21 protein-coding genes are annotated in these 22,782 nt (G+C 70.7%); 5 read left to right on the top strand and 16 right to left on the bottom strand.

Translation table 11 applies throughout. The features are described 5' to 3' along the window. The first annotated feature begins 25 nt into the window (after positions 1–25). From tal to pgl, 5 genes are read left to right on the top strand one after another with little or no spacing between them, the layout of a single operon-like run. A complete protein-coding gene (gene tal / locus BLW09_RS07730; RefSeq protein ID WP_089910681.1) occupies positions 26–1,156 on the top strand; it encodes a transaldolase in 1,131 nt (376 codons plus the stop codon). Beyond that, entirely contained in the window at positions 1,153–2,763 is a 1,611-nt protein-coding gene (locus tag BLW09_RS07725) for a glucose-6-phosphate isomerase (protein WP_089910678.1), read from the top strand. Before tal ends, BLW09_RS07725 begins: the two co-directional genes overlap by 4 nt. 25 nt (positions 2,764–2,788) lie before the next feature. Further along, on the top strand, positions 2,789–4,330 hold the full coding sequence (gene zwf / locus BLW09_RS07720; protein ID WP_089910676.1) for a glucose-6-phosphate dehydrogenase: 1,542 nt from the start codon (positions 2,789–2,791) through the stop codon (positions 4,328–4,330). Then, positions 4,327–5,289 (top strand): glucose-6-phosphate dehydrogenase assembly protein OpcA, encoded by a 963-nt coding sequence (locus BLW09_RS07715; protein ID WP_089910673.1) that lies wholly within the window; start codon positions 4,327–4,329, stop codon positions 5,287–5,289. Before zwf ends, BLW09_RS07715 begins: the two co-directional genes overlap by 4 nt. Next, on the top strand, positions 5,286–6,056 hold the full coding sequence (gene pgl / locus BLW09_RS07710; RefSeq protein ID WP_089910670.1) for a 6-phosphogluconolactonase: 771 nt from the start codon (positions 5,286–5,288) through the stop codon (positions 6,054–6,056). Before BLW09_RS07715 ends, pgl begins: the two co-directional genes overlap by 4 nt. Here pgl and BLW09_RS07705 read toward each other — a convergent pair. The 16 genes from BLW09_RS07705 to BLW09_RS07630 form a co-directional block, all read right to left on the bottom strand. Beyond that, positions 6,037–6,471: a hypothetical protein gene (locus tag BLW09_RS07705; RefSeq protein ID WP_089910667.1), complete on the bottom strand. Its 435-nt coding sequence runs from the start codon at positions 6,469–6,471 to the stop codon at positions 6,037–6,039. The genes pgl and BLW09_RS07705 overlap by 20 nt on opposite strands. Before the next feature lie 131 nt (positions 6,472–6,602). Then, entirely contained in the window at positions 6,603–6,968 is a 366-nt protein-coding gene (locus BLW09_RS07700) for an RNA polymerase-binding protein RbpA (protein ID WP_018191138.1), read from the bottom strand. A gap of 26 nt (positions 6,969–6,994) precedes the next feature. After that, positions 6,995–7,240, bottom strand: coding sequence for a preprotein translocase subunit SecG (secG, locus tag BLW09_RS07695; protein ID WP_018191139.1), 246 nt, complete (start codon positions 7,238–7,240; stop codon positions 6,995–6,997). Positions 7,241–7,310: 70 nt separating this feature from the next. Next, on the bottom strand, positions 7,311–8,114 hold the full coding sequence (gene tpiA, locus BLW09_RS07690; RefSeq protein WP_172824183.1) for a triose-phosphate isomerase: 804 nt from the start codon (positions 8,112–8,114) through the stop codon (positions 7,311–7,313). Next, on the bottom strand, positions 8,102–9,319 hold the full coding sequence (locus BLW09_RS07685; protein ID WP_089910661.1) for a phosphoglycerate kinase: 1,218 nt from the start codon (positions 9,317–9,319) through the stop codon (positions 8,102–8,104). Before BLW09_RS07685 ends, tpiA begins: the two co-directional genes overlap by 13 nt. 15 nt (positions 9,320–9,334) lie before the next feature. Then, positions 9,335–10,339: a type I glyceraldehyde-3-phosphate dehydrogenase gene (gene gap / locus BLW09_RS07680; protein ID WP_089910658.1), complete on the bottom strand. Its 1,005-nt coding sequence runs from the start codon at positions 10,337–10,339 to the stop codon at positions 9,335–9,337. A 104-nt stretch (positions 10,340–10,443) separates the two neighbouring features. Beyond that, positions 10,444–11,070, bottom strand: coding sequence for a superoxide dismutase (locus BLW09_RS07675; RefSeq protein ID WP_089910655.1), 627 nt, complete (start codon positions 11,068–11,070; stop codon positions 10,444–10,446). Between the two features lie 107 nt (positions 11,071–11,177). Further along, positions 11,178–12,158, bottom strand: a complete 981-nt coding sequence (gene whiA / locus BLW09_RS07670) for a DNA-binding protein WhiA (protein WP_089910652.1) — start codon at positions 12,156–12,158, stop codon at positions 11,178–11,180. Between the two features lie 55 nt (positions 12,159–12,213). After that, positions 12,214–13,107 (bottom strand): RNase adapter RapZ, encoded by an 894-nt coding sequence (gene rapZ, locus BLW09_RS07665; protein ID WP_089910649.1) that lies wholly within the window; start codon positions 13,105–13,107, stop codon positions 12,214–12,216. A gap of 34 nt (positions 13,108–13,141) precedes the next feature. Beyond that, complete coding sequence (gene uvrC / locus BLW09_RS07660) at positions 13,142–15,133, bottom strand: excinuclease ABC subunit UvrC (RefSeq protein WP_089910646.1); 1,992 nt, start codon at positions 15,131–15,133, stop codon at positions 13,142–13,144. Positions 15,134–15,141: 8 nt separating this feature from the next. After that, positions 15,142–18,054 (bottom strand): excinuclease ABC subunit UvrA, encoded by a 2,913-nt coding sequence (gene uvrA / locus BLW09_RS07655; RefSeq protein ID WP_089910643.1) that lies wholly within the window; start codon positions 18,052–18,054, stop codon positions 15,142–15,144. Positions 18,055–18,256: 202 nt separating this feature from the next. Next, on the bottom strand, positions 18,257–18,841 hold the full coding sequence (locus BLW09_RS07650; RefSeq protein ID WP_231947130.1) for a hypothetical protein: 585 nt from the start codon (positions 18,839–18,841) through the stop codon (positions 18,257–18,259). Continuing rightward, positions 18,838–20,244 carry a DUF58 domain-containing protein gene (locus tag BLW09_RS07645; RefSeq protein WP_089910640.1) on the bottom strand — a complete coding sequence of 469 codons (1,407 nt, stop codon included), beginning with the start codon at positions 20,242–20,244 and terminating at the stop codon, positions 18,838–18,840. Before BLW09_RS07645 ends, BLW09_RS07650 begins: the two co-directional genes overlap by 4 nt. Next, positions 20,241–21,326, bottom strand: coding sequence for an AAA family ATPase (locus BLW09_RS07640; protein WP_231947128.1), 1,086 nt, complete (start codon positions 21,324–21,326; stop codon positions 20,241–20,243). The genes BLW09_RS07645 and BLW09_RS07640 overlap by 4 nt, the downstream gene beginning before the upstream one ends. Then, the gene (locus BLW09_RS07635) at positions 21,316–21,969 is read right to left on the bottom strand and encodes a hypothetical protein (protein ID WP_231947126.1); all 654 of its coding nucleotides are present in this window, start codon (positions 21,967–21,969) and stop codon (positions 21,316–21,318) included. Before BLW09_RS07635 ends, BLW09_RS07640 begins: the two co-directional genes overlap by 11 nt. Beyond that, the gene (locus BLW09_RS07630) at positions 21,966–22,709 is read right to left on the bottom strand and encodes a DUF4129 domain-containing protein (protein ID WP_231947124.1); all 744 of its coding nucleotides are present in this window, start codon (positions 22,707–22,709) and stop codon (positions 21,966–21,968) included. The genes BLW09_RS07635 and BLW09_RS07630 overlap by 4 nt, the downstream gene beginning before the upstream one ends. Positions 22,710–22,782 lie beyond the last annotated feature (73 nt).

The raw sequence follows: 22,782 nt of genomic DNA, 5'->3' as shown, positions 1-22,782 counted from the left end.
CGGGCACAAGAGGAGATAAGAGAACATGACCGACACAACCGCCACCGCCGCGACCCCCACGGCCGCACTGTCCGCAGCGGGCGTCAGCATCTGGCTGGACGACCTGTCGCGTGAGCGCATCAACACGGGCAACCTGGAGAAGCTCATCGCCGAGAAGAACGTGGTCGGAGTGACCACGAACCCGACGATCTTCGCCGCCGCCCTCTCCAAGGGAGAGGCCTACGACGAGCAGGTCCGCCAGCTCGCCGCCGCCGGCCTGGACGTCGACGACGCGATCTTCGAGATCACCACGGACGACGTCGCGAAGGCGAGCGACATCTTCCACAGCGTCTACGAGCGCTCCAACGGCGTCGACGGCCGCGTCTCCATCGAGGTCGCCCCGGCGCTCGCCCACGACGCGAAGGCCACCATCGCGGCCGCGAAGAAGCTCTCGGACAAGATCCAGAAGCCGAACGTCATGATCAAGATCCCGGCGACGGTCGAGGGTCTCGAGGCCATCACGGAGACCACCGCGGCCGGCATCAGCGTCAACGTGACCCTGATCTTCAGCCTCGAGCGCTACCGCGCCGTCATCGACGCCTACCTCACCGGCCTCGAGAAGGCCAAGGAGGCGGGCATCGACCTCTCCGGCATCCACTCGGTCGCCTCGTTCTTCGTCTCCCGCGTCGACACCGAGGTGGACAAGCGCCTCAGCGCGATCGGCACGGACGAGGCCGAGGGCCTGAAGAGCAAGGCGGGCATCGCCAACGCCCGCCTCGCGTACGAGGTGTACGAGCAGCAGTTCGCCACCGAGCGCGCGAAGCTCCTCGTCCAGGCCGGCGCGAACGAGCAGCGTCCGCTGTGGGCCTCCACCGGTGTGAAGGACCCGAACCTGCCCGACACGCTGTACGTCGAGGCGCTCGTCGCCCCGAACGTCGTGAACACGATGCCCGAGAAGACGCTCGACGCGACCTTCGACCACGGCCACATCACCGGCGACACCGTCACCGGCACCTACGCCGAGTCGAACGACGTGCTCAACAAGCTCGCCGACCTCGGCATCAGCTACGACGACGTCACCGAGACCCTCGAGCGCGAAGGCGTCGAGAAGTTCAACGTCTCGTGGGGCGAGCTCGTCGAGACCGTGAAGACCGCCCTCGAGGGAGCCGCCAAGTGACGTTCCGCATCCACGTCACCGGTCCGGCGGCGGAGGCCGTCCGCACGGTGGTGCCGCAGCTCGTCGCCGACAAGGTGGCGTCCGGCATCACGGCGCTCGACCCGGCCCTCTGGGGCCCCGCCGCCGAGGCCGAGGCGAGCAAGCGCCTCGGCTGGACCGAAGCCGTCGCGATCTCGCGCCCCCTGGTCCCCGAGATCGTCGCCCTGCGCGACGAGCTGCATGCGAAGGGCGTGAACCACATCGTCCTCGCCGGCATGGGCGGATCCTCGCTCGCTCCCGAGGTCATCACGCGCACCGCCGAGGCCGAGCTCACCGTGCTCGACTCGACCGACCCCGGCCAGGTGCTCTCCGCCCTCCGCGACCGGCTGGAGGCCACCGCCCTGGTCGTGTCGTCCAAGTCGGGCTCGACGCTCGAGACGGACAGCCAGCGCCGCGTGTACGAGAAGTGGTTCCAGGACGCCGGCATCGACCCGCGCGAGCGGATCGTCGTCGTCACGGACCCCGGCTCGCCGCTCGACCAGTCGGCCCGTGAGGCCGGCTACCGCGTGTTCAACGCCGATCCGAACGTGGGCGGCCGCTACTCGGCGCTCACCGCGTTCGGCCTCGTCCCCTCCGGCCTCGCCGGCGTGGACATCTCCGAGCTCCTCGACGAGGCCGACGCCACGTCGATCGAGCTCGCGGTCGACAACGAGCAGAACCCGGGCCTCGTGCTCGGCGCCGCGATCGCCGGCACGAGCCCGCTCAAGGACAAGCTCGGCATCGTCTCCGACGGCACCCACATCGTGGGCTTCGCCGACTGGGCCGAGCAACTGATCGCTGAGTCCACGGGCAAGGAGGGCACCGGACTGCTTCCGGTCGTGCTCGACAAGCTCGCCCCCGAGCTCGAGTCGAAGCCGGCCGACCTGCAGGTCGTGCGTCTCGTCTCGAACGCCGAGGCCCACCACCTCTTCCCGGCCGACCGTCACGAGGGCGAGATCCTCGTCTCGGGCAGCCTCGGCGCCCAGATCCTGGTCTGGGAGTACGCGGTCGCGGTCGCCGGGCGCCTGCTCGGCATCAACCCGTTCGATCAGCCGGATGTGGAGGCGGCGAAGGCCGCCGCGCGCTCGCTGCTCGACAACCGCCCGGAGCCCGCCGCCCCCGCGTTCACCGCGGGCGGCATCGAAGTCCGCAGCACCGGTTCCTTCCTCGGCGGCGCCGGGACCCTGGACGCCGCGGTGGATGCGCTCCTCGCCCAGCTCGGACCGGACGGCTACGTCGCGGTCCAGGCCTACGTCGACCGTCTCGCCCTCCCCCAGCTCGCGGGCATCCGCGACCTCCTGGCGGCGAAGGCGAACCGGCCGGTCACCTTCGGCTGGGGACCGCGCTTCCTGCACTCGACGGGTCAGTTCCACAAGGGCGGTCCGGCGGTCGGCGTGTTCCTGCAGATCACGGCGACGCCCTCCGAGGACCTCGAGATCCCCGGCCGTCCCTTCACCTTCGGGCAGCTCATCCAGGCCCAGGCCGCCGGCGACGCCAGCGTCCTCGGCGACCACGGACGCCCGGTGCTGACGTTGACGCTCACGAACCCCGAGGCGGATGTCGTCTCGCTGTTCGAGGCCGTCAACTGAGCCGTCGATAAAGGAGATCACCCACGTGTCACCGGTGGAAATCACCCCGGAGTTCAACCCGTTGCGGTTGCCCTCCGACCGCCGCCTGAACCGCATCGCCGGGCCCAGCAGCCTCATCATCTTCGGCGTGACAGGCGACCTGTCGCGCAAGAAGCTGATGCCGGCCGTGTACGACCTCGCGAACCGCGGCCTGCTGCCGCCCGGGTTCTCGCTCGTCGGGTTCGCCCGGCGTGACTGGGAGGACCAGGACTTCGAGAAGGTCGTGTACGACGCGGTCAAGCAGTACGCCCGCACGCCGTTCGACGACGACGTATGGCAGCAGCTCGCACAGGGCATCCGCTTCGTGCCGGGCGAGTTCGACGACGACGAGGCGTTCCAGCGCCTCAAGCAGACCGTCGAGGAGCTGGACAAGGAGCGCGGGACCATGGGCAACCATGCGTTCTACCTGTCCATCCCGCCGAAGGCGTTCCCGATCGTCACCGAGCAGCTGAAGCGCTCCGGCCTCGCCGACCAGTCCGGCGACGGCTGGCGGCGCGTCGTCATCGAGAAGCCGTTCGGTCACGACCTGCAGTCGGCGCGCGAGCTCAACGCGGTCGTCGAGACGGTGTTCCCGCCGGACTCGGTGTTCCGGATCGACCACTACCTCGGCAAGGAGACGGTCCAGAACATCCTGGCGCTGCGCTTCGCGAACGAGCTGTACGAGCCGATCTGGAACGCCAACTACGTCGACCACGTGCAGATCACCATGGCCGAGGACATCGGCGTCGGCGGCCGTGCCGGCTACTACGACGGCATCGGCGCTGCCCGCGACGTCATCCAGAACCACCTGCTCCAGCTCCTCGCCCTCACGGCGATGGAGGAGCCCATCTCGTTCAACGCCACAGACCTGCGCGCCGAGAAGGAGAAGGTGCTCGCCGCCGTCCGGCTGCCCAAGGACCTCGCGAAGTCGACGGCCCGCGGACAGTACGGGCCCGGCTGGCAGGGCGGCGAGAAGGTCCCTGGCTTCCTGGAGGAGGACGGGATGAACCCGCACTCCACCACGGAGACCTATGCGGCCATCAAGCTGGAGATCGGCACCCGCCGCTGGGCGGGCGTCCCGTTCTACCTGCGCGCAGGCAAGCGCCTCGGCCGCCGCGTCACCGAGATCGCCGTGGTCTTCAAGCGTGCACCGCAGCAGCTCTTCGCGGAGTCGCAGACCAGCGCGCTCGGCCAGAACGCGCTCGTGATCCGCGTGCAGCCGGACGAGGGTGTGACCATCCGCTTCGGCTCGAAGGTGCCCGGCGCCGGCATGCAGGTGCGCGACGTCAGCATGGACTTCGGCTACGGCCACGCCTTCACCGAGGCCAGCCCCGAGGCGTACGAGCGGCTCATCCTGGATGTGCTCCTCGGCGACCCGCCGCTGTTCCCCCGCCACGAGGAGGTCGAGCTCTCCTGGAAGATCCTCGACCCGATCGAGGACTTCTGGGCCACGCAGGGCCAGCCCGAGCAGTACCGCCCCGGAACCTGGGGCCCGAAATCGGCCGACGAGCTCCTCGCCCGCGACGGCCGCGTCTGGAGGCGTCCATGATCGTCGACCTTCCCGCGACGACCGTCAGCAATATCTCGAAGGCGCTCGTCAAGATCCGTGAGGAGGGCGGCGCCGTCGCCCTCGGCCGCGTGCTGACCCTCATCATCGCGACCCACCTCGGGCAGGAGGAGGAGGCCATCGAGGCCGCCAACGACGCCTCCCGCGAGCACCCCATGCGCGTGATCGTGGTGTCGACCGAGGAGGAGCGGACCCACAACGGCGACGGCCGGCTCGACGCGCAGATCCGCGTCGGCGGCGACGCCGGGGCCAGCGAGGTCATCGTGCTCCGCGCCTACGGCGAGACGGCGAGCGACGAGGAGGGACTGGTCACCGGCCTTCTCCTCCCCGACGCCCCCGTCGTCGTCTGGTGGCCGGGGATCGCTCCCGAGAAGGCGTCCACCTCTCCCCTGGGCCGCATCGCGACCCGGCGGATCACGGACGCCTCCGCGCAGCCGAACCCGCAGGAGTTCCTGTTCCACCTGGGGAAGACCTATGCCCCCGGCGACACGGACTTCGCCTGGACCCGGCTGACGCTGTGGCGCGCTCAGCTCGCCGCAGTGCTCGACCAGCCGCCGTTCGAGCCCATCATCGGCGTCGACGTGGCCGGAGCGGCCGACTCGCCGTCCACGCTGCTGCTGGCCGCCTGGCTGCGACTGCAGCTGCAGGTGCCCGTGAAGTACGACCTCGCCTCGCGCGCGATCGGCTCCGGCGGCATCCACGGCGTCACGATGGAGCGCGCCTCCGGCGTGATCGAGCTGCGACGCGAGGTGCCCAACGTGGCACGTCTGTCGCAGCCCGGCCAGCCGTCGCACGACCTCTCCCTGCCACGCCGCAGCCTGCGGGACTGCCTGGCGGAAGAACTGCGTAGGCTGGACCCGGACGACCTCTACGGCGAGGTCATCACCAAGGGTCTCGCACTGCTGGAGACCTCCGACGAAGGAGCAGGCGCCAGGGCATGACGAACGAACGGCGGGTGCTCGTCCACCCCGACAAGGAAGCACTCACCGCGTCTGTCGCGGCGCGCTTCCTCACCAAGACGATCGACATCGTCGACGACCAGGGGGCGGCGAACATCGCGCTCACCGGCGGCACGATGGGCATCGCGGTGCTGGAGGCGGTCAACGCCTCCCCCGCCCGCGACACCATCGACTGGTCGAAGGTGCACTTCTGGTGGGGAGACGAGCGGTTCGTGCCGCGGGACAGCCCCGACCGCAACGAGCGCCAGGCCCGCGAGGCCCTGCTCGACCACATCGCGGTCCCGCCGGAGAACGTGCACCCCTTCCCGTCGTCGGATGAGACCCCGGACATCGACGAGGCCGCCCGCCTGTACGCGGCGGAGCTCGAGGCGTTCGCCCACGAGGGCTGGCCGGTTCCGAAGTTCGACATCACGTTCCTCGGTGTCGGGCCGGACGGCCACATCGCGTCGCTGTTCCCCGACCGTCCGGGGATCCGCGAGGAGAAGGCGTCGGTCATCGCCGAGCGCGACTCGCCGAAGCCGCCGCCGCAGCGGCTGAGCCTCACCCGCCCGGTGATCAACTCCTCCGACCGGATCTGGCTCGTGCTGTCCGGCACAGACAAGGCCAGCGCCCTCGGCCTCGCCCTCGCCGGCGCCAGCTACACCGAGGTCCCGGTCGCGGGGGCGAAGGGTCGCAAGCGCACCGTGTTCTTCGTGGACAAGGATGCGGCGGTCGACGTTCCCGAGAACCTCATCGCACCCAGCTACTGACCCGCTCCCGCAGCGCGTCCAGCCGCGCGCAGGGCGCTCCGGTCAGCGGTCCGCGACGTCGGATCGCACGCCGGTCGTGCCCTGCCGCGGCGATGCGACGATCGAACGCGTGCGTCAGCAGGTGCAGGTAGAACGCGAGGAGCCGCGCCGCCTCGTCCCGCACCTCCGCCTCCCGGCCGGCGAGGTCGAGTTCGTCGATCCAGCGCTGCAGTTCCGCGAACGACACCCGCAGCCGAAGCGCCAGACGCGCATCCGCCGCCGTCGTCGCGTCGATGTCGTCGCAGCGCGCGAGCAGGACGTCCGCCTTCTCGGCGGCGTCCACGGCCTCTCCCAGGAGCGCCAGCAGGCTCAACCGGCCGACCTCGTCACCGAGGGCGCGCGGCGTGTCCGCCTGCTCGTCCCGTGCTCCCCGCATGCCCCGCAGTCTAGTCCCGGGATGTGCGCCGCATCGCGGCTCTGCACGGCAGCGTGAGAACCGCGATCCGCCGACGGGCAGTGAACGACGAAGGCCGCCCACCCGCAGGTGGACGGCCTTCCTGAGATGACTCAGTTCGTGGTCGGACGACCCCGGCGGGCGCGCAGCTGGTTGAGGGCGTCCTCGAGCAGCTGCTCGGCCTCCTCCTCGCTGCGGCGCTCCTTCACGTACGCGAGGTGCGTCTTGTAGGGCTCCGTCTTGGCGACCGACGGCGGGTTCTCCTTGTCGCGGCCGGCGGGCAGGCCCGTCGACGGCGAGTCGATGATGTCGGGGATCTCCTCCTCGGGGAGGTTCGCCGCGAAGTACCGGACCGTCTCGTTGCCGAGCGCGTCCCAGTACGAGATCGCGACGCGGTCCGCGTGGAAACCGCGGTCCTGCTCGCCCATGGGGCCTGCGCCGACGCGCGAGCCGCGGATTGCACTGCCTCCGGATGCCATGCAGTCTCTCCTTCTTCAGTGTGCGCTTACGCGCTGAACTTCGTGATCAGACCGAGCACGACGATGCAGGTGATCCAGATCAGGCCCAGGATCACGGTGATGCGGTTCAGGTTGCGCTCGGCGACACCGGACGCACCCAGGTTGGACGTCACACCACCGCCGAACATGTCGGACAGACCGCCGCCGCGACCCTTGTGCAGCAGGATGAGCAGTGTCAGCAGGAGGCTGGTGATGCCGAGCAGCACCTGCAGGACGACCTGGAGAATCAGCACGTGGAACCTTTCGGGGAGCGTCCGGGCCGCGCCCGGGAAGACCAACGACCAGTATAACCGGCGGGAGCCGTCAGAGGCCGACGTGCTTCTGGTACCGGACGATCGCGGCGAACTCGTTCACGTCGAGGCTCGCGCCGCCCACCAGGGCGCCGTCCACGTTCGGCTCGCGCATGAAGCCGGCGATGTTGCCCGACTTCACCGAACCGCCGTAGAGGATTCGCGTCTTGCCCGCGACATCGTCGCCCAGGACCTCGGCGATCACCGCTCGCAGCGCAGCGGCGACCTGCTCCGCCTGCTCGGGCGTGGCGGCCTGGCCGGAGCCGATGGCCCAGACCGGCTCGTACGCCACCACGAAGTCGGCGGCCGAGTCGACTCGCGACAGCGCTGCACGGAGCTGGGCGACCGGGACGGCGCTCGCGCCGTGGGTCTCCAGGTCTTCCGCGGTCTCCCCCACGCAGATGATCGGGGCGATGTTGTGCGCGATCGCCGCAGCCACCTTGCCGGCGACCTGCTCGTCGGTCTCGGCGTGCAGCGTACGGCGCTCCGAGTGCCCGATGATGACGTACCGCGACTCCAGCGCCTCGAGGAACGCCGCCGAGATCTCGCCCGTGTATGCGCCGGACTCGTGCTCCGAGACGTCCTGCCCGCCGAACGCGAGCGGCAGCTTGTCGGCCGCCACCAGCGTCTGGACGCTCCGCAGGTCGGTGAACGGCGGGAACACCGCCACCTCCACGGCCGAGAAGTCGTGGTTCGCATCCTTCAGCGTCCACGCGAGCTTCTGCACGAACGCGATCGCCTGGAGGTGGTCCAGGTTCATCTTCCAGTTGCCGGCGATGAGCGGCACGCGCCGCACCGTTGGGCTCACTGCTGCCATCCGAGGACCTCCAGTCCGGGGAGTCGCTTGCCTTCGAGGAACTCGAGGCTCGCGCCTCCGCCCGTCGAGATGTGACCGAACTGGTCGTCGCGGAAGCCGAGCGCACGCACGGCCGCTGCCGAGTCGCCGCCGCCGACGACGCTGAGGCCGTCCACCTCGGTGAGCGCCTGCGCGACCGCCTTCGTGCCCGCCGCGAACGGCGCCAGCTCGAACACGCCCATCGGGCCGTTCCAGAACACGGTGCGCGCTGCGCGGACGTACTCCGAGAACAGCTCGGCCGTCTCCGGTCCGATGTCGAGGCCGAGGCCCTTTTCGCCCCAGTCGGTGTCCTCGATCGCGTCCACCGGGCGCACCACGTGCTCCGCGTCGGCGCCGAACTTCGAGGCCACCACCACATCGCGCGGGAGCACCAGCTCGACGCCGAGCTCCTCGGCCTTCGCCAGGTAGCCCTTCACGGTGTCGATCTGGTCGGCCTCGAGCAGGCTCGATCCGACCTTCATGCCCTTCGCCGCGAGGAAGGTGAACAGCATCCCGCCGCCGATGAGGAGCGAATCGACCTTCGGCAGCAGGTGACCGATGACACCGAGCTTGTCGGAGACCTTCGAGCCGCCGAGGACGACCGCGTACGGCCGCTCCGGGTTCTCGGTCAGCCGGTCGAGCACCTCGAGCTCGGCCTGGATCAGCGTCCCGGCCGCGCTCGGCAGCAGCTGGGCGAGCTCGTAGACGCTCGCCTGCTTGCGGTGCACGACGCCGAAGCCGTCCGAGACGAAGGCATCGCCGAAGGCGGCCAGCTTCTCGGCGAAGGCGCGGCGCTCTGCCTCGTCCTTCGAGGTCTCCCCCTGGTTGAAGCGGAGGTTCTCCAGCAGGGCGACGTCGCCGTCCTTCAGGCCGTCCACGGCCTCCTGGGCCCCGCCGCCGACGGTGTCCTTGGCGAAGGTCACTGGCGCGCCCAGCAGCTCGGAGAGCCGCTGGGCCACCGGCGCCAGGCTGTACTTCGCATCGGGGGCGCCCTCCGGGCGTCCCAGGTGGGAGATGACGACCACCTTCGCGCCCTGGTTGATCAGGGCGTTCAGCGTGGGAATCGACGCTCGCACGCGACCGTCGTCCGTGATCTTCGACCCCTCGAGGGGGACGTTGAGATCACAGCGGACGACGACCCGCTTGCCGGCGAGCGAACCGAGTGAGTCGAGAGTGCGGAGCGTCACGTCGGTTCCCTGCGCTTAGAGGCGCTCGGCGACGTACTCGGTCAGGTCGACGAGACGGTTGGAGTAGCCCCACTCGTTGTCGTACCAGCTCGAGAGCTTCACCTGGTCGCCGATGACGCGCAGCAGACCCGAATCGAAGATCGAGGAGTGCGGGTCGGACACGATGTCGGTGGAGACGATCTCGTCCTCGGTGTACTTGAGGATGCCCTTGAGCGGGCCCTCTGCGGCCTTCTTGTACGCCGCCTTGACCTCGTCGACCGTGACCGGGCGAGAGGCGGTGACCGTCAGGTCGGTGATGGAGCCGGTGGGGACGGGGACGCGCAGCGCGAAGCCGTCGAGCTTGCCCTTCAGCTCCGGGAGGACGAGGCCGATGGCCTTCGCCGCACCGGTGGAGGTCGGGACGATGTTGATCGCGGCGGCGCGGGCACGGCGCAGGTCGGAGTGCGGGCCGTCCTGCAGGTTCTGGTCGGCGGTGTAGGCGTGGACCGTGGTCATCAGACCGCGCTCGATGCCGAACTCGTCGTTGAACACCTTGGCGAGCGGCGCGAGGCAGTTCGTGGTGCAGGACGCGTTGGAGATGATGTTGTGCGACGCGGGGTCGTAGAGGTGCTCGTTCACACCCATGACGAACGTGGCGTCCTCGCCCGTCGCCGGCGCGGAGATGATGACCTTCTTGGCGCCCGCCTCGATGTGCTTGCGCGCGTCGTCCGCCTTGGTGAAGCGGCCGGTCGACTCGATGACGATGTCGACGCCCAGGTCGCCCCAGCCGAGGTTGGCAGGGTCGCGCTCGGCGAGGACCTTGATCGGCTTGCCGTTGACGACGATGTTGTCGCCATCGAGCTCCACGGTGGCGTCGAGCCGGCCCGTGATGGAGTCGTACTTGAGCAGGTGCGCGAGCGTCTTGTTGTCGGTGAGGTCGTTCACCGCGACGATCTCGAGGTCGCTGCCCTTCGCCAGGGCCGCGCGCAGGTAGTTACGACCAATGCGACCGAACCCGTTGATTCCGATCTTTACGGACACAGATGTCTCCAGTTACTCGATGGGCGCCGGACGGCGCACTTTGTCAGGTGTTGATTGCGGACGGCGGCGTCCCGGGAGGGTTCCCTCCCGGGACGCCCACCCGCCTACGACAGTAGCAGCAGACCCGCGGTCTTCTCACGCGCCCGGACGAAGCGGGCGTCGACATCGCCCCAGTTGGTGATGTTCCAGAACGCCTTCACGTAGTCGGCCTTCACGTTGACGTAGTCGAGGTAGAAGGCGTGCTCCCACATGTCGAGCATCAGGAGCGGGACGGTCGCAGCGGCGAGGTTGCCCTGGTGGTCGTACAGCTGCTCGATGATGAGCTTCTGGCCGAGCGAGTCCCAGGCGAGGATCGACCAGCCGGAGCCCTGGATGCCGAGCGCCGACGCCGTGAAGTGGGCGCGGAACTTGTCGAACGATCCGAAGAACTCGTCGATCGCGGCGGCCAGCTCGCCGGTCGGCTTGTCGCCGCCGTCCGGGGAGAGGTTGTTCCAGAACACGGTGTGGTTGACGTGGCCGGCGAGGTTGAACGCGAGGTCCTTCTCGAGCTTGTTGACGTAGGTCAGGTCGTCGGCGTCGCGCGCCTCGGCCAGCTTGGCGATCGCGGTGTTCGCACCGTCCACGTACGTCTTGTGGTGCTTGTCGTGATGCAGCTCCATGATCCGTCCGCTGATGTTCGGCTCAAGAGCCGAGTAGTCGTACGGAAGGTCCGGCAGCGTGTAGTCAGCCATTACTCATCTCCACTGTTGTTGTGATTCGAGCGACTCGTCGAGTCTGGTAAGGGCAACCCGGGCGGCCGTCGGATGCTTCCTTCCGGCCGCACGTTCCCTGTCGAAACTTACACCTCGTCCAGATCGGCGGGGAGGCTCGCCTCCGTGCCGGGGATGCCGAGGTCGCTTGCGCGCTTGTCCGCCATGGCCAGCAGGCGGCGGATGCGGCCGGCCACCGCGTCCTTCGTCATCGGCGGGTCGGCGTGGTGGCCGAGCTCGTCGAGGCTGGCGTCGCGGTGCGCGAGGCGCAGCTCCCCCGCGTAGCGCAGGTGCTGCGGAACCTCGGGGCCGAGGATCTCGAGGGCGCGCTCCACCCGGGCGCACGCGGCGACGGCGGCCTGGGCCGACCGCCGCAGGTTCGCGTCGTCGAAGTTGACCAGCCGGTTGGCGTTGGCGCGCACCTCGCGGCGCTGCCGCAGCTCCTCCCAGTTGGCGACGGTCTGCGCCGCGCCCATCGCGACGAGCATGGCGCTGATCGCCTCGCCGTCGCGGATGACGACACGGTGCACACCGCGCACCTCGCGGGCCTTGGCCGAGATGCCGAGGCGACCGGCCGCGCCGACGAGGGCCATGGCGGCCTCGTTGCCGGGGCAGGTCACCTCGAGGGCGGCGGAGCGGCCGGGATCGGTCAGCGAGCCGTGCGCGAGGAAGGCTCCGCGCCACACGGCGGCGAGCTCGTCGCGCGAGCCGGTGGTCAGACGGTTCGGGAGGCCGCGGATCGGCCGGCGCCGCGCATCCAGCAGGCCGGTCTGGCGGGCGAGCGTCTCGCCGCCGTCGAGCACGCGCACCAGGTACTGGCTGCTGCGGCGCAGGCCCGACGCGGAGATGACGGACACCTCACTGCGGACGCCGTACAGCTCGGCGAGGTCCTTGCGCACCCGCCGGGCGAGCTCGGGGGTGTCGAGCTCGCTCTCGACCGCGATGCGGCCGCCGATCAGGTGCAGACCGCCCGAGAACCGGAGGATGGTGGCCAGTTCTGCTGCCCGGACCGTGGTCTTGCTGACCTCGACCTTCGTGAGCTCGTCCTTGACGTCGGCGGTGAGAGCCAATCGGATTCCTTACTGTCTCAAGGCAGGGGTGATGCCGTGGAGGGGAAGGCCGTGATCATTCACGGCCGAGGTCGCGGTGCTTGGTGTTGACCGACAGACCGGGGAAACTCCGCAACCGCGCCGCGAGCTCTTCCGCAATCGCGACGGACCGGTGCTTTCCGCCAGTGCAGCCTATCGCGATCAGAGCGTGACGTTTGTTCTCGCGCTGGTATCCGGACATGATCGGGCGGAGCGCGGAGACGTACCCCTGGACGAACTCCTCGGCCCCGTCCTGCGCCAGCACGTAGTCGCGGACGACCTCCTCCAGCCCCGTGTGCGGCCGCAGCTCGGGGTTCCAGAACGGGTTGGGGAGGAAGCGCGCGTCGGCCACCATGTCGGCGTCGGCCGGCAGCCCGTACTTGAACCCGAAGCTCATGACCGTCACCTGCACGTCGGCCGTGTCCTCCGCCGCGAACGTGTCGGTGATGTTGGTCGCCAGCTGGTGGATGTTGAGATCCGTGGTGTCGACGATGATGTCGCTCGACTCCCGGATCTCGCGCAGCCGCGTCCGTTCCGCGGAGATGCCGTCGAGGATGGTGCCGTCGCCCTGCAGCGGGTGCGGCCGGCGCACCTGCTCGAACCGGCGGACCAGCACCGCGTCCGAGGCCTCGAGGAACAGCACGCGCACCTTGGTGCCCTCGCGGAGGCTCTGGATCATCTCCCGCAGGTCGGAGAAGAAGTTGCGTCCGCGCACGTCGACGACCGCGGCGATGCGCGGAAGACCCGACTCCGCGCGGTTCGCGAGTTCGATCAGCGGGCGCAGCATCTGCGGAGGGAGGTTGTCCACGACGTACCAGTCGAGGTCCTCCAGCGCATTGGCGACCGTCGAGCGGCCGGCGCCCGACATCCCGGTGACGATGAGGACTTCCTGCTGCTCGGCGTTTGCGACTGTGTCGCCGTCGGTGGCCATCGTCCGGTCTCCTCCGTTGTGGTGTGCCCCCAGCCTAGCGACTGCCGCCCTCGGAGAGTCGCTCGAAGATCGCCGTCGCGAGGGTCGGGCCGACCCCGCGCACCTCGGCGATCTGCTCGGGCGTCGCCTTCCGCAGCTGGGTCACGGAGCCGAAGTGCTTCAGCAGCTCCTTGACCCGCGACGGGCCGAGGCCGGGGATCTCGCCGAGCACCGTCCCGATGTCGCGCTTCCGGCGTGCCCGCTGGTAGGTGATCGCGAACCGGTGTGCCTCGTCGCGCAAGCGCTGGATGAGGAACAGCGCGTCGCTGTTGCGCGGAAGGATCACCGGGAAGTCGGAATCCGGCAGCCAGATCTCCTCCAGGCGCTTCGCGATGCCCGCGAGCTGGATGCCGGTGACCCCGGACTCGTCCAGCGCGCGCTTGGCCGCGGCGACCTGGGGCTGCCCTCCGTCCACGATGAGCAGGTTCGGCGGGTAGGAGAACTTGCGGCGGCGGCCCTCGGCCGCGTCCACGATCTGGTCGGCGCCGGCCGCGCCCTCCGCGTCGAGCGCCGTCTCCTCGTCGGCCGCGGAGTCCTCGATCACCGGTGAGCCCGCGCCGGCGGGCGCATCCTTCAGATAGGCCAGCCGGCGCGTGATGACCTGGTAGATCGACTCCGTGTCGTCCGTCGACTCGGGGATGCTGAACCGCCGGTACTGGTCCTTGCGGGGCAGGCCGTCCTCGAAGACGACCATCGACGCGACGATGTTCGTTCCGCTGAGGTGCGACACGTCGTAGCACTCCATCCGGAGCGGGGCGTGGTCCATGCCGAGGGCGTCCTGGATGTCGTTGAGCGCCTTCGACCGCGCCACGAAGTCGGAGCTGCGCCGGGTCTTGTAGAGGATGAGCGCGTTCTTCGCGTTCATCTCGACCGTCTGCGCGATCGCGGCCTTGTCGCCGCGCTGCGCGGTGCGCAGTTCGACGCGGCCCGTCAGGCGGCCCCGGGCGGCGGACGGGTCGGGCGTCTCCCGGCGTCGCTGGGTGAGCCACTGCTCGAGCTCCGCGGTGTCCTCCGGCAGCTCGGGCACGATGATCTCGCGCGGTGGCGCGTCCGGCCCGTCGTACGCGTTCTGGACGACGGTCTCGACTAGCTCGCCGAGCTCCATGTCGAGCTCCTTGTCGACCACCCAGCTGCGCACACCGCGGACGCGGCCCGCGCGCACGATGAACTGCTGCACGGCCGCGGCGAGCTCGTCGTGCGCGATGCCGAAGACGTCGGCGTCGATGTTCTCCGGAAGGACGACGGCGCTCTTGCCGAGCACGCCCTCGAGAGCCTGGATGGCGTCCCGGTGACGAGCGGCGGCCTCGTAGTCCATCGTGCCGGCCGCCTGCTTCATCTTCTCGTTCAGATCGCGCAGGTAGCCGCTGTCGTTCCCGGCCATGAACGAGGCGAAGTCGATGGCGAGCGACTTGTGGTCGCCCGGCGAGATCCGGCCGACGCAGGGAGCAGCGCACTTGCCGATGTCGCCGAGGAGGCACGGCCTCCCGGTGAGCTCGGCGCGGCGGTACACGCCGTCGGAGCAGCTCCGCATCGGGAAGGCCTTGAGCATCAGGTCGACCGTCTCGCGGATCGCCCAGACCTTGGTGTACGGCCCGAAGTAGCGCGCATCCTTGATGTTGCGGTTGCGCGTGATCATGACCCGCGGGATGCGGTCGCCCAGCGTCACGGCCAGGTACGGGTACGTCTTGTCGTCCCGGAACTTGACGTTGAAGGGCGGGTTGAACTCCTTGATCCAGGTGTACTCCAGCTGGAGGGCCTCGTACTCGGTGCCCACGACCGTCCACTCGACGCTCGCCGCGGTGGTGACCATGCGGCGGGTGCGCTCGTGGAGGCTGCGGAGCGGCTGGAAGTAGTTGCTCAGCCGCGCGCGCAGGTTCTTCGCCTTGCCCACGTAGAGCACCCGCCGGTTCTTGTCGCGGAACCGGTACACCCCGGGCTGCGTCGGGATCTCGCCGGCCTTCGGCCGGTAGCTGACGGTGTCTGCCATCGCGCCTCTTACGCGGCGCCCCGGGCGGACTCGCCCTGCAGGATCTCCTTGAGGAAGAAGCCGGTGTGGCTGCCCGGGGTCTCCGCGACCTTCTCGGGGGTCCCCGTCGCGATGACCTCGCCGCCGCCGGCGCCGCCCTCCGGACCCATGTCGATGATCCAGTCGGCCGACTTGATGACGTCGAGGTTGTGCTCGATGACGATCACCGTGTTGCCCTTGTCGAGCAGCCCGTTCAGCACCAGCAGCAGCTTGCGGACGTCCTCGAAGTGGAGCCCGGTGGTCGGCTCGTCGAGCACGTACACGCTGCGGCCGTTGGAGCGCCGCTGCAGCTCGGTCGCGAGCTTCACGCGCTGCGCCTCTCCGCCGGAGAGGGTCGTCGCGCTCTGCCCGAGCCGGACGTAGCCGAGGCCGACGTCGACGAGGGTCTGCAGGAAGCGGTGGATGGCCGAGATCGGCTTGAAGAACTCCGCCGCCTCGCTGATCGGCATGTCGAGCACCTCGGCGATGTTCTTGCCCTTGTAATGCACGGAGAGGGTGTCGCGGTTGTACCGGGCTCCCCCGCACACCTCGCACGCCACATAGACGTCGGGCAGGAAGTTCATCTCGATCTTGATCGTGCCGTCGCCCGAGCACGCCTCACAGCGTCCGCCCTTGACGTTGAAGCTGAACCGGCCGGGCAGGTAGCCGCGGGCCTTCGCCTCCGGCGTCTCGGCGAACAGGGTGCGGATGCGGTCGAACACGCCCGTGTAGGTGGCCGGGTTCGACCGCGGCGTCCGGCCGATCGGCGCCTGATCGACATGCACGACCTTGTCGAGGTTCTCGAGCCCCGTGACGGTGCGGTGCTTGCCCGGCACCTTGCGGGCGCCGTTGAGCTTGTTGGCCATCACCCGGTACAGGATGTCGTTGACGAGCGACGACTTGCCGGAGCCGGAGACGCCGGTCACCGCCACGAACGTGCCGAGCGGGAAGTCGACCGTCACCTTCTTCAGGTTGTTGGCCTCCGCATCCACCACGCGGATCATCCGCTTCTTGTCGATCTTGCGTCGCTTCGACGGGATCGGGATCTCGCGTCGCCCGGCGAGGTAGTCGCCGGTCAGCGAGTCGGTGTTGGCGAGCAGGTCGTCGTACGAGCCGGAGTGCACGACGTGGCCGCCGTTGACGCCGGCGCCCGGGCCGATGTCGACGATCCAGTCGGCGGTGCGGATGGTGTCCTCGTCGTGCTCGACGACGATCAGGGTGTTGCCGAGGTCGCGCAGGGCGACCAGCGTGTCGATGAGCCGCCGGTTGTCGCGCTGGTGCAGGCCGATGCTCGGCTCGTCGAGCACGTACAGCACGCCGGTCAGGCCGGAGCCGATCTGGGTCGCCAGACGGATGCGCTGCGCCTCGCCGCCCGAGAGCGTTCCCGCGGCGCGCGCCAGATCGAGGTAGCTGAGGCCGACCTGGATGAGGAAGTCGAGGCGGACCTTGATCTCGCGCAGCACCTGCGCGCCGATCTTCTGCTCGCGCTCCGTCAGGTGCAGCTTCTCCATGAACGAGCGGGCGTCGCTCAGGCTCAGCAGGGAGGCGTCCGCGATGCTCTTGCCGTGCACGAGCACGGCGAGGACCTCGGGCTTGAGCCGCTTGCCGCCGCAGACCGGGCAGGGGACCTCGCGCAGGTACTCGGACCAGCGGGCACGCTGCGTGTCCGTCTCGGCCTGCAGGTACTGGCGCTCGATGTAGGGCACGACACCCTCGAAGCCGGAGGTGTAGGACATCTCGCGGCCGTAGCGGTTCTTCCACCGCACCTTGACCTCGAAGTTGTCGCCGCGCAGAACGGCCTCCCGCACGTTGGCCGGAAGCTTCTTCCACGGCGTCTTGAGCGAGAACTTGAGGTCGCGGGCGAGGCCGTCGAGCAGCTTCTCGTAGTAGTTGAAGAGGCCCTTGCCCTGCGTGGTCCACGGGACGATGACGCCCTCGGCGATGCTGAGCTCGTCGTCGCCGAGCAGGAGCTCCTCGTCGACCGACATGCGGGTTCCGAGGCCGGAGCACTCGGGGCACGCGCCGAACGGGGCGTTGAACGAGAAGGTGCGCGGCTCGATCTCCGTCAGCTGGATCGGGTGACCGTTGGGGCACGACAGCTTCTCGCTGAAATTCTGCCAGGCGGCCGGGCCCTCGCGGTCGACGTAGTTGACCTGCACGAGGCCGTCGGTCAGGCGGAGCGCGGTCTCCAGCGAGTCCGTCAGCCGGCCCAGGATGTCCGGCCCGGCGACGAGGCGGTCGACGACGACCGAGATGTCGTGCTTGTACTGCTTCTTCAGCGTCGGCGGGTCGGAGAGCTGCACCTGCTCGCCGTCGACGAGGGCGCGGGAGTACCCGCTCGCCGCCAGCTCCTTGAAGAGGTCGACGAACTCGCCCTTCTTCTGCGAGACGACGGGGCTGACGACCATGTACCGGGTGCCGGCCTCCAGCTCCATGAGCTGGTCGGCGATCTGCTGGACGGTCTGGCGCTGGATGCGCTCACCGCAGATCGGACAGTGCGGGACGCCGATGCGCGCCCACAGCAGGCGCATGTAGTCGTAGATCTCGGTGATCGTGCCGACCGTCGACCGCGGGTTGCGGTTGGTCGACTTCTGGTCGATGGACACCGCCGGGCTCAAGCCCTCGATGAAGTCGACGTCCGGCCGGTCGACCTGGCCGAGGAACTGACGCGCATAGGCCGACAGCGACTCGACGTAGCGGCGCTGCCCCTCCGCGAAGATCGTGTCGAACGCGAGCGACGATTTGCCCGAACCCGACAGACCGGTGAAGACGACCATCGAGTCGCGCGGGATCTCGAGGTCGACGTTGTGCAGGTTGTGCACGCGCGCTCCACGCACGCTGAGGTGCGACCCCGTCACTCTGCTGATGTTGCCGGACTCCCCGTCGACCCGATCGCTGTTCACTCGTCCGCTGCTCACTCGCTCTATTCTCCGCCATCCGTGCTGGGAAATCGGGGCTGTTCGCCCACCGCGCACCCGTTCGCCAGGTCGAACGTGTGTTCGATTCTACCCTGGACGGCACCGTGATCCCGTGCAGGCGCGAGTCTAGGCGCGACCACCGACATTCCAACCCTCCACGGCGGATGCGACGGTCGCGGGCCGTCGCTCAGCGCGGTGCGCGCCGGAGGAGCGCGGGGAGCAGGAGTCCGACGAGCGCCGCGAGAGCGAGCCCGGAGACGACCGCGAGGATCGGGACGTCCGGGCCGGCGGCTCCACCGCCCGCACCGCCGCGGAGAAGGAGCAGCACGACCGTGGCGAGCTGGACCGGCGCCTGGACGATGGCGAACCGGCGGAGCGAGGGAAGCAGCACCGTCGGCTGCAGGCGCGCCGCGGCGGGCAGCGCGAGCATCCACCCGGCCAGCAGATGCATGGCGTGCGCTCCGGCGATCACGGCGAGCAGCCGGGGCGTCAGCGTGCCGGGCCCCGCCAGGGATGACAGCAGCAGCGCGCCGATCAGCACCCACGCGGTGAGCCAGCGCGGTCGCCACACCGAGACGCCGACGAGGACGGCCGCGATGACCGTCCACGGGCCCTCGGGCACACCCACCAGCACGAGGGGCAGCGCGATCGCGGCGAACAGCGCGCGCACCGACCAGGCGGGGACCGTGAACAGTCCGAGCACCGGAGCCGGGGCCGACGGCTCCTCCGCTGTGGTGGAGCCGGCCGGCAGCCGACCGCCGTCGCGGCTCACCGTCTCCCCCGCCCCGAGACGCGCCCCGGCCCGGAGGCCAGCGCGCGCAGGGCCGCCTCGCGCAGCGCCGGATCCTGCCAGACGAGCAGCTCGACGCCGCCCGCCTGCAGCTGTTCGAGCCGCAGAGCGCGCTCCAGCTCGATGGCGCGCAGGGCCAGACGGTCGCGCGCAGGCAGTTCCCGCCCATCCCGCGCGGGAAGCACGTCGACGGCGATCACCCGGTGCCCGGCGGCGCGCCAGGTGAGGGCGAGCGCGACGGGCTGGTCGTCGAGGAAGGTCGACAGCACGAACACGATCGACCCTGGCGCCAGCCGCGGGGAACGGACCCGCGTGAACGGCGCCCCGTTCGCCGCGGTCGCCTCGATCGCACGCAGCACACGCTCCCTGTGGCGCGCCCCGGGCCGCGGAGGGAGGACGCGTCGCGGCTCCCCCAGGTCGTCGAAGCCGACCCGGTCCGCCGCACCGGCGTATGCGGCGGCGAGCGAGGAGGCGGCCTCCCGGGCGAGATCGAGCGACGACACGGACGGCCGGGGGTAGGCACGCGGCCAGTCGGCGACGACGGCGCTGACGTCGTCGCGCGCGTCCAGCACCAGGTGCACGGCCGCGTCGGAGGTCGCCGTCGTGCGCCGGACGTACAGGTCGGCACCGCGCCCGGCACGCGCCGTCGCCTTCCAGTCGATGCGCCGCAGACGGTCGCCGGGATGGAACAGGTCGATGTCGCGGAACTCGCCCCCGTCCCCGGGGCGGGTGGAGATGTGCTGGCCGGTCAGCCCGAGCAGCCGCGCGGGCAGCGGCAGGCTGCGCAGCGGCGCGCGCCGCGGGCGCACCACCCGCTCGACCCCGGCCTCGTCGGAGGGGAGGCTCACCCAGGCCGCATCCGCTCCGATGGCCCGCACCTCCACCGCCGCGACGCGCTGCGGCCCGGAGTGGACGATCGGGACCGCGCTCCGCAGCTCGGCGGCGGCCCGCGGAGTGACCACCGCATCCACGGGCGCGGCGCCGCCGAGGCCCAGCCGCAGGTGCAGGGCGTCCGGGCGCTGCGTCGCGGAGGCGGCGACGAGGATGTCGATGGCCGTGCCACCGACGCGCCCGGCTGCATCGCCGTCACCGCCTGCGTGCGTCGTCACCGCGGTGGTGATGTCCACGGCGTCGTCCCGTGCCTCCGTCGGCGCGGGAGCCGCACCCTCCGTGGTCTCGGGCCGTCCGGGGGTCTCGACCGCCGCCGGCCTGCGGTCCCAGTCCCAGGCCGCGCAGAGCAGCAGTGGGATGCCGACAAGCGCCGGCTCGAACCGCGACATCACGAAGGCGGCGGCGACACCCACCACTCCGACCACGATGGCGCCGGCGACAGCCGGGCTCGGCATCCACCGGGCCCGCGTCGTCGTGGCGGCGCGCTCGATCACCGCACGCTGCCGTCCTGCGCCGGCTCGGACGCGTCCGCGCCTCCGCGCACGGCCGTGCCGACGGCCGGAGGCCCCGGCACGGTGTTGACCACCTCGGCGACGACCTGCTCCGCCCGCACGCCGCCCGTCCACGCCTGCACGGTCAGGGTGAGCCGGTGGGCGAGCACCGGGACGGCGACGGCCTTGACGTCGTCGGGGATGACGAAGTCGCGCCCGTCGAGGACGGCCAGGGCCCGCGCGACGAGGAGGAGCCCCTGCGACCCGCGCGGCGACGCGCCCACTTCGACGGACCGGTGCCTGCGGGTGGCCGCGGCGAGGCGGACGCAGTACGCGGCGATGTCCGCATCCACGTCCACCGACTCCACCCCCGCCTGCATCGCCGCGAGCGTCGCGGAGTCGATCACGGCCTCGACCGTTGCGACCTCGTGCCGCCGGGCCACGCGGGACAGCAGGACGCGCGACTCGCCCGCCTCGTCCGGGTAGCCGACGGCGAGACGCACCATGAACCGGTCGAGCTGCGCCTCGGGTAGTGCGTAGGTGCCCTCCGACTCGATCGGATTCGCCGTCGCGACGACGTGGAAGGGCGTCGGGAGCGGGAAGCTGCGGCCCTCGACCGAGACCTGCCCCTCGGCCATCGCCTCCAGCAGAGCCGACTGCGTCTTCGGCGACGTGCGGTTGATCTCGTCGGCGAGGAACAGCCCGGTGAAGACGGGACCGGGACGGAACTCGAAGTCGCCGCTGCTCGGAACGTAGACGAACGACCCGGTGATGTCGGACGGCAGCAGGTCCGGCGTGCACTGCAGCCGGCGGAAGTCCAGCCCGACGGCCGCGGCGATGCTCCGCGCGGCGAGGGTCTTGCCGAGGCCGGGGACGTCCTCGAACAGCACGTGGCCGCCCGCGAGGATCGTGGCGAACGCGATCCGCAGCGGGCCGCGCATCCCGACCACGACGCTGCCGACCCGCTCCAGGACGTCTGCGCCCAGCCGTGCGACCTCGGCCACGGGCAGCGGGGCCGGAGGCGGGGTGGGTGCGGACGTCGTGAAGGCAGACGGCGTGGATGCGGCGTTGTGATCAGCGGGCACGGGGCGGCTCCTCGAGCGAGTGGGCGGTGGACGAGCGGGCGGTGGACAGGCCGGCGGTGGACGAGCCGGCGGTGGACGAGCGGGTGGCGGAGACCAGGCGTTCGAGCCGGTCCAGGACGGCGGCGATCTGAGCGGTCCGAGGCGAGGTGACCGCCGAGCCCCGACGGAGGAGGGCGAGCACGTCCGCGCCGAGGAGCGCCTCGATCTGCGCATCCGCCGCCCGATCCTCCAGGTCGAGTCCGCGCAGGCTGAGCGCACGTTCGGCGACCGCCCGCAGCGCGCGCAGGCCCTCGGGCGATGCGCGTCCTCCGCGGGAGCCGAACGACCAGCCGAGGGCGACGATGTCGCGCCGCGATCCCGGCCGGGGTGGCGGCGCCGACTGCTCCCAGGTCAGGTCCGCGGCTTCGCCCAGGGCCGAGAGACAGGCCGAGAAGGCGAAAGCGGCGACGCCGAGGCCGGCGGCGTGGGCCTCGTCCATCCCCAGCGACCACGCCGTCAGGCCGATCGCGAGACCCAGCAGCGCACTGAGGATGAGACGGCGCAGCATCCGCGGCGGCAACCGCCTCCCGCGCGGCACGGGCGCCGGCCGGTCGTCCCGGCGCTGTGCGGCGCGCTCGGCGCGGCCCGACACGCGCGCGTTCATCCGCGGCCGCCGTCCCGAGCGCGCGACCCGGCGGCGGAGCCGACGCTCCAGGACGCGCGCAGCGCCTCGACCGCCGCGCGGGCGGCTGCGACATCGGCGGCGGTCACCGGTGCGCTGCTGAACCGTGCTCGGAGGTACAGGGCGAGGAACCGGGACGCCGCGTCGCGGTCGGCCGCGACGCGCGCGACGACGCGGGCGGCGAACTCCGCGGGCGTCTCGGCGGGGAGGCGGCGGACGCCCGAGTCGGCTGCGCCCTCCTCCAGCCCCACCCAGGCGGCCTCGATCGCGTCACGCGGCTCGCGCGGCTCGGCGAGCACCTCGGCGGCTCGCTCCAGCCCGCGGCGCACCTGCTCGGGCTCCGGCTCCGGGCCCTGGTCCGCGTGCGTCTCGGACGTCTCGGCCACCCCGACCGTCTCGAGCGGCGGCAGCTCGAGCGGCGGTGCCGCTCGTCGCCGGAGGCGCCACAGCAGGGCCAGGCCGATCACGACGGCGAGGATCACCAGCGCGACCAGCAGCCAGGACAGGTCGATCCGGACCTCGTGCGGCACGCCGCGCGGCTCCGGACTGCCCGACTGCTGGGGTGCGGGAGCCTGGGAGCGGACGGGCGCGGGCGGCAGGAACATCCGCGGGCCGCTGAACCGGGGCGCACCCTGGAACGCCACCGCCACGAGCACGACCGCCGCGAGCACGACGCCCACGGCGAGCGTCCACCGCCGCCGTCCGCCCGTCTTCGTGGTCACCCTGCCACCGTAACCCGCACGGACGACCGACGGCGCCTCCTGACCGCGCCTTCCGGCCGTGCGGCCGGGCGCC

It is taken from the genome of Leifsonia sp. 21MFCrub1.1, from assembly GCF_900107895.1.
GTDB lineage: Bacteria > Actinomycetota > Actinomycetes > Actinomycetales > Microbacteriaceae > Leifsonia > Leifsonia soli.
The sequence above is the reverse complement of the archived record's forward strand: the minus strand, read 5'-3'. Positions and strand labels throughout refer to the sequence as shown.

Excerpts from the sequence above, each read along its gene's own strand:
- tal (WP_089910681.1), top strand. The coding sequence starts at position 26 with ATGACCGACACAACCGCCACCGCCGCGACCCCCACGGCCGCACTGTCC.
- BLW09_RS07715 (WP_089910673.1), top strand. The coding sequence starts at position 4,327 with ATGATCGTCGACCTTCCCGCGACGACCGTCAGCAATATCTCGAAGGCG.
- pgl (WP_089910670.1), top strand. The coding sequence starts at position 5,286 with ATGACGAACGAACGGCGGGTGCTCGTCCACCCCGACAAGGAAGCACTC.
- BLW09_RS07705 (WP_089910667.1), bottom strand. The coding sequence starts at position 6,471 with ATGCGGGGAGCACGGGACGAGCAGGCGGACACGCCGCGCGCCCTCGGT.
- BLW09_RS07700 (WP_018191138.1), bottom strand. The coding sequence starts at position 6,968 with ATGGCATCCGGAGGCAGTGCAATCCGCGGCTCGCGCGTCGGCGCAGGC.
- tpiA (WP_172824183.1), bottom strand. The coding sequence starts at position 8,114 with ATGGCAGCAGTGAGCCCAACGGTGCGGCGCGTGCCGCTCATCGCCGGC.
- BLW09_RS07675 (WP_089910655.1), bottom strand. The coding sequence starts at position 11,070 with ATGGCTGACTACACGCTGCCGGACCTTCCGTACGACTACTCGGCTCTT.
- rapZ (WP_089910649.1), bottom strand. The coding sequence starts at position 13,107 with ATGGCCACCGACGGCGACACAGTCGCAAACGCCGAGCAGCAGGAAGTC.
- uvrC (WP_089910646.1), bottom strand. The coding sequence starts at position 15,133 with ATGGCAGACACCGTCAGCTACCGGCCGAAGGCCGGCGAGATCCCGACG.
- BLW09_RS07635 (WP_231947126.1), bottom strand. The coding sequence starts at position 21,969 with ATGAACGCGCGCGTGTCGGGCCGCGCCGAGCGCGCCGCACAGCGCCGG.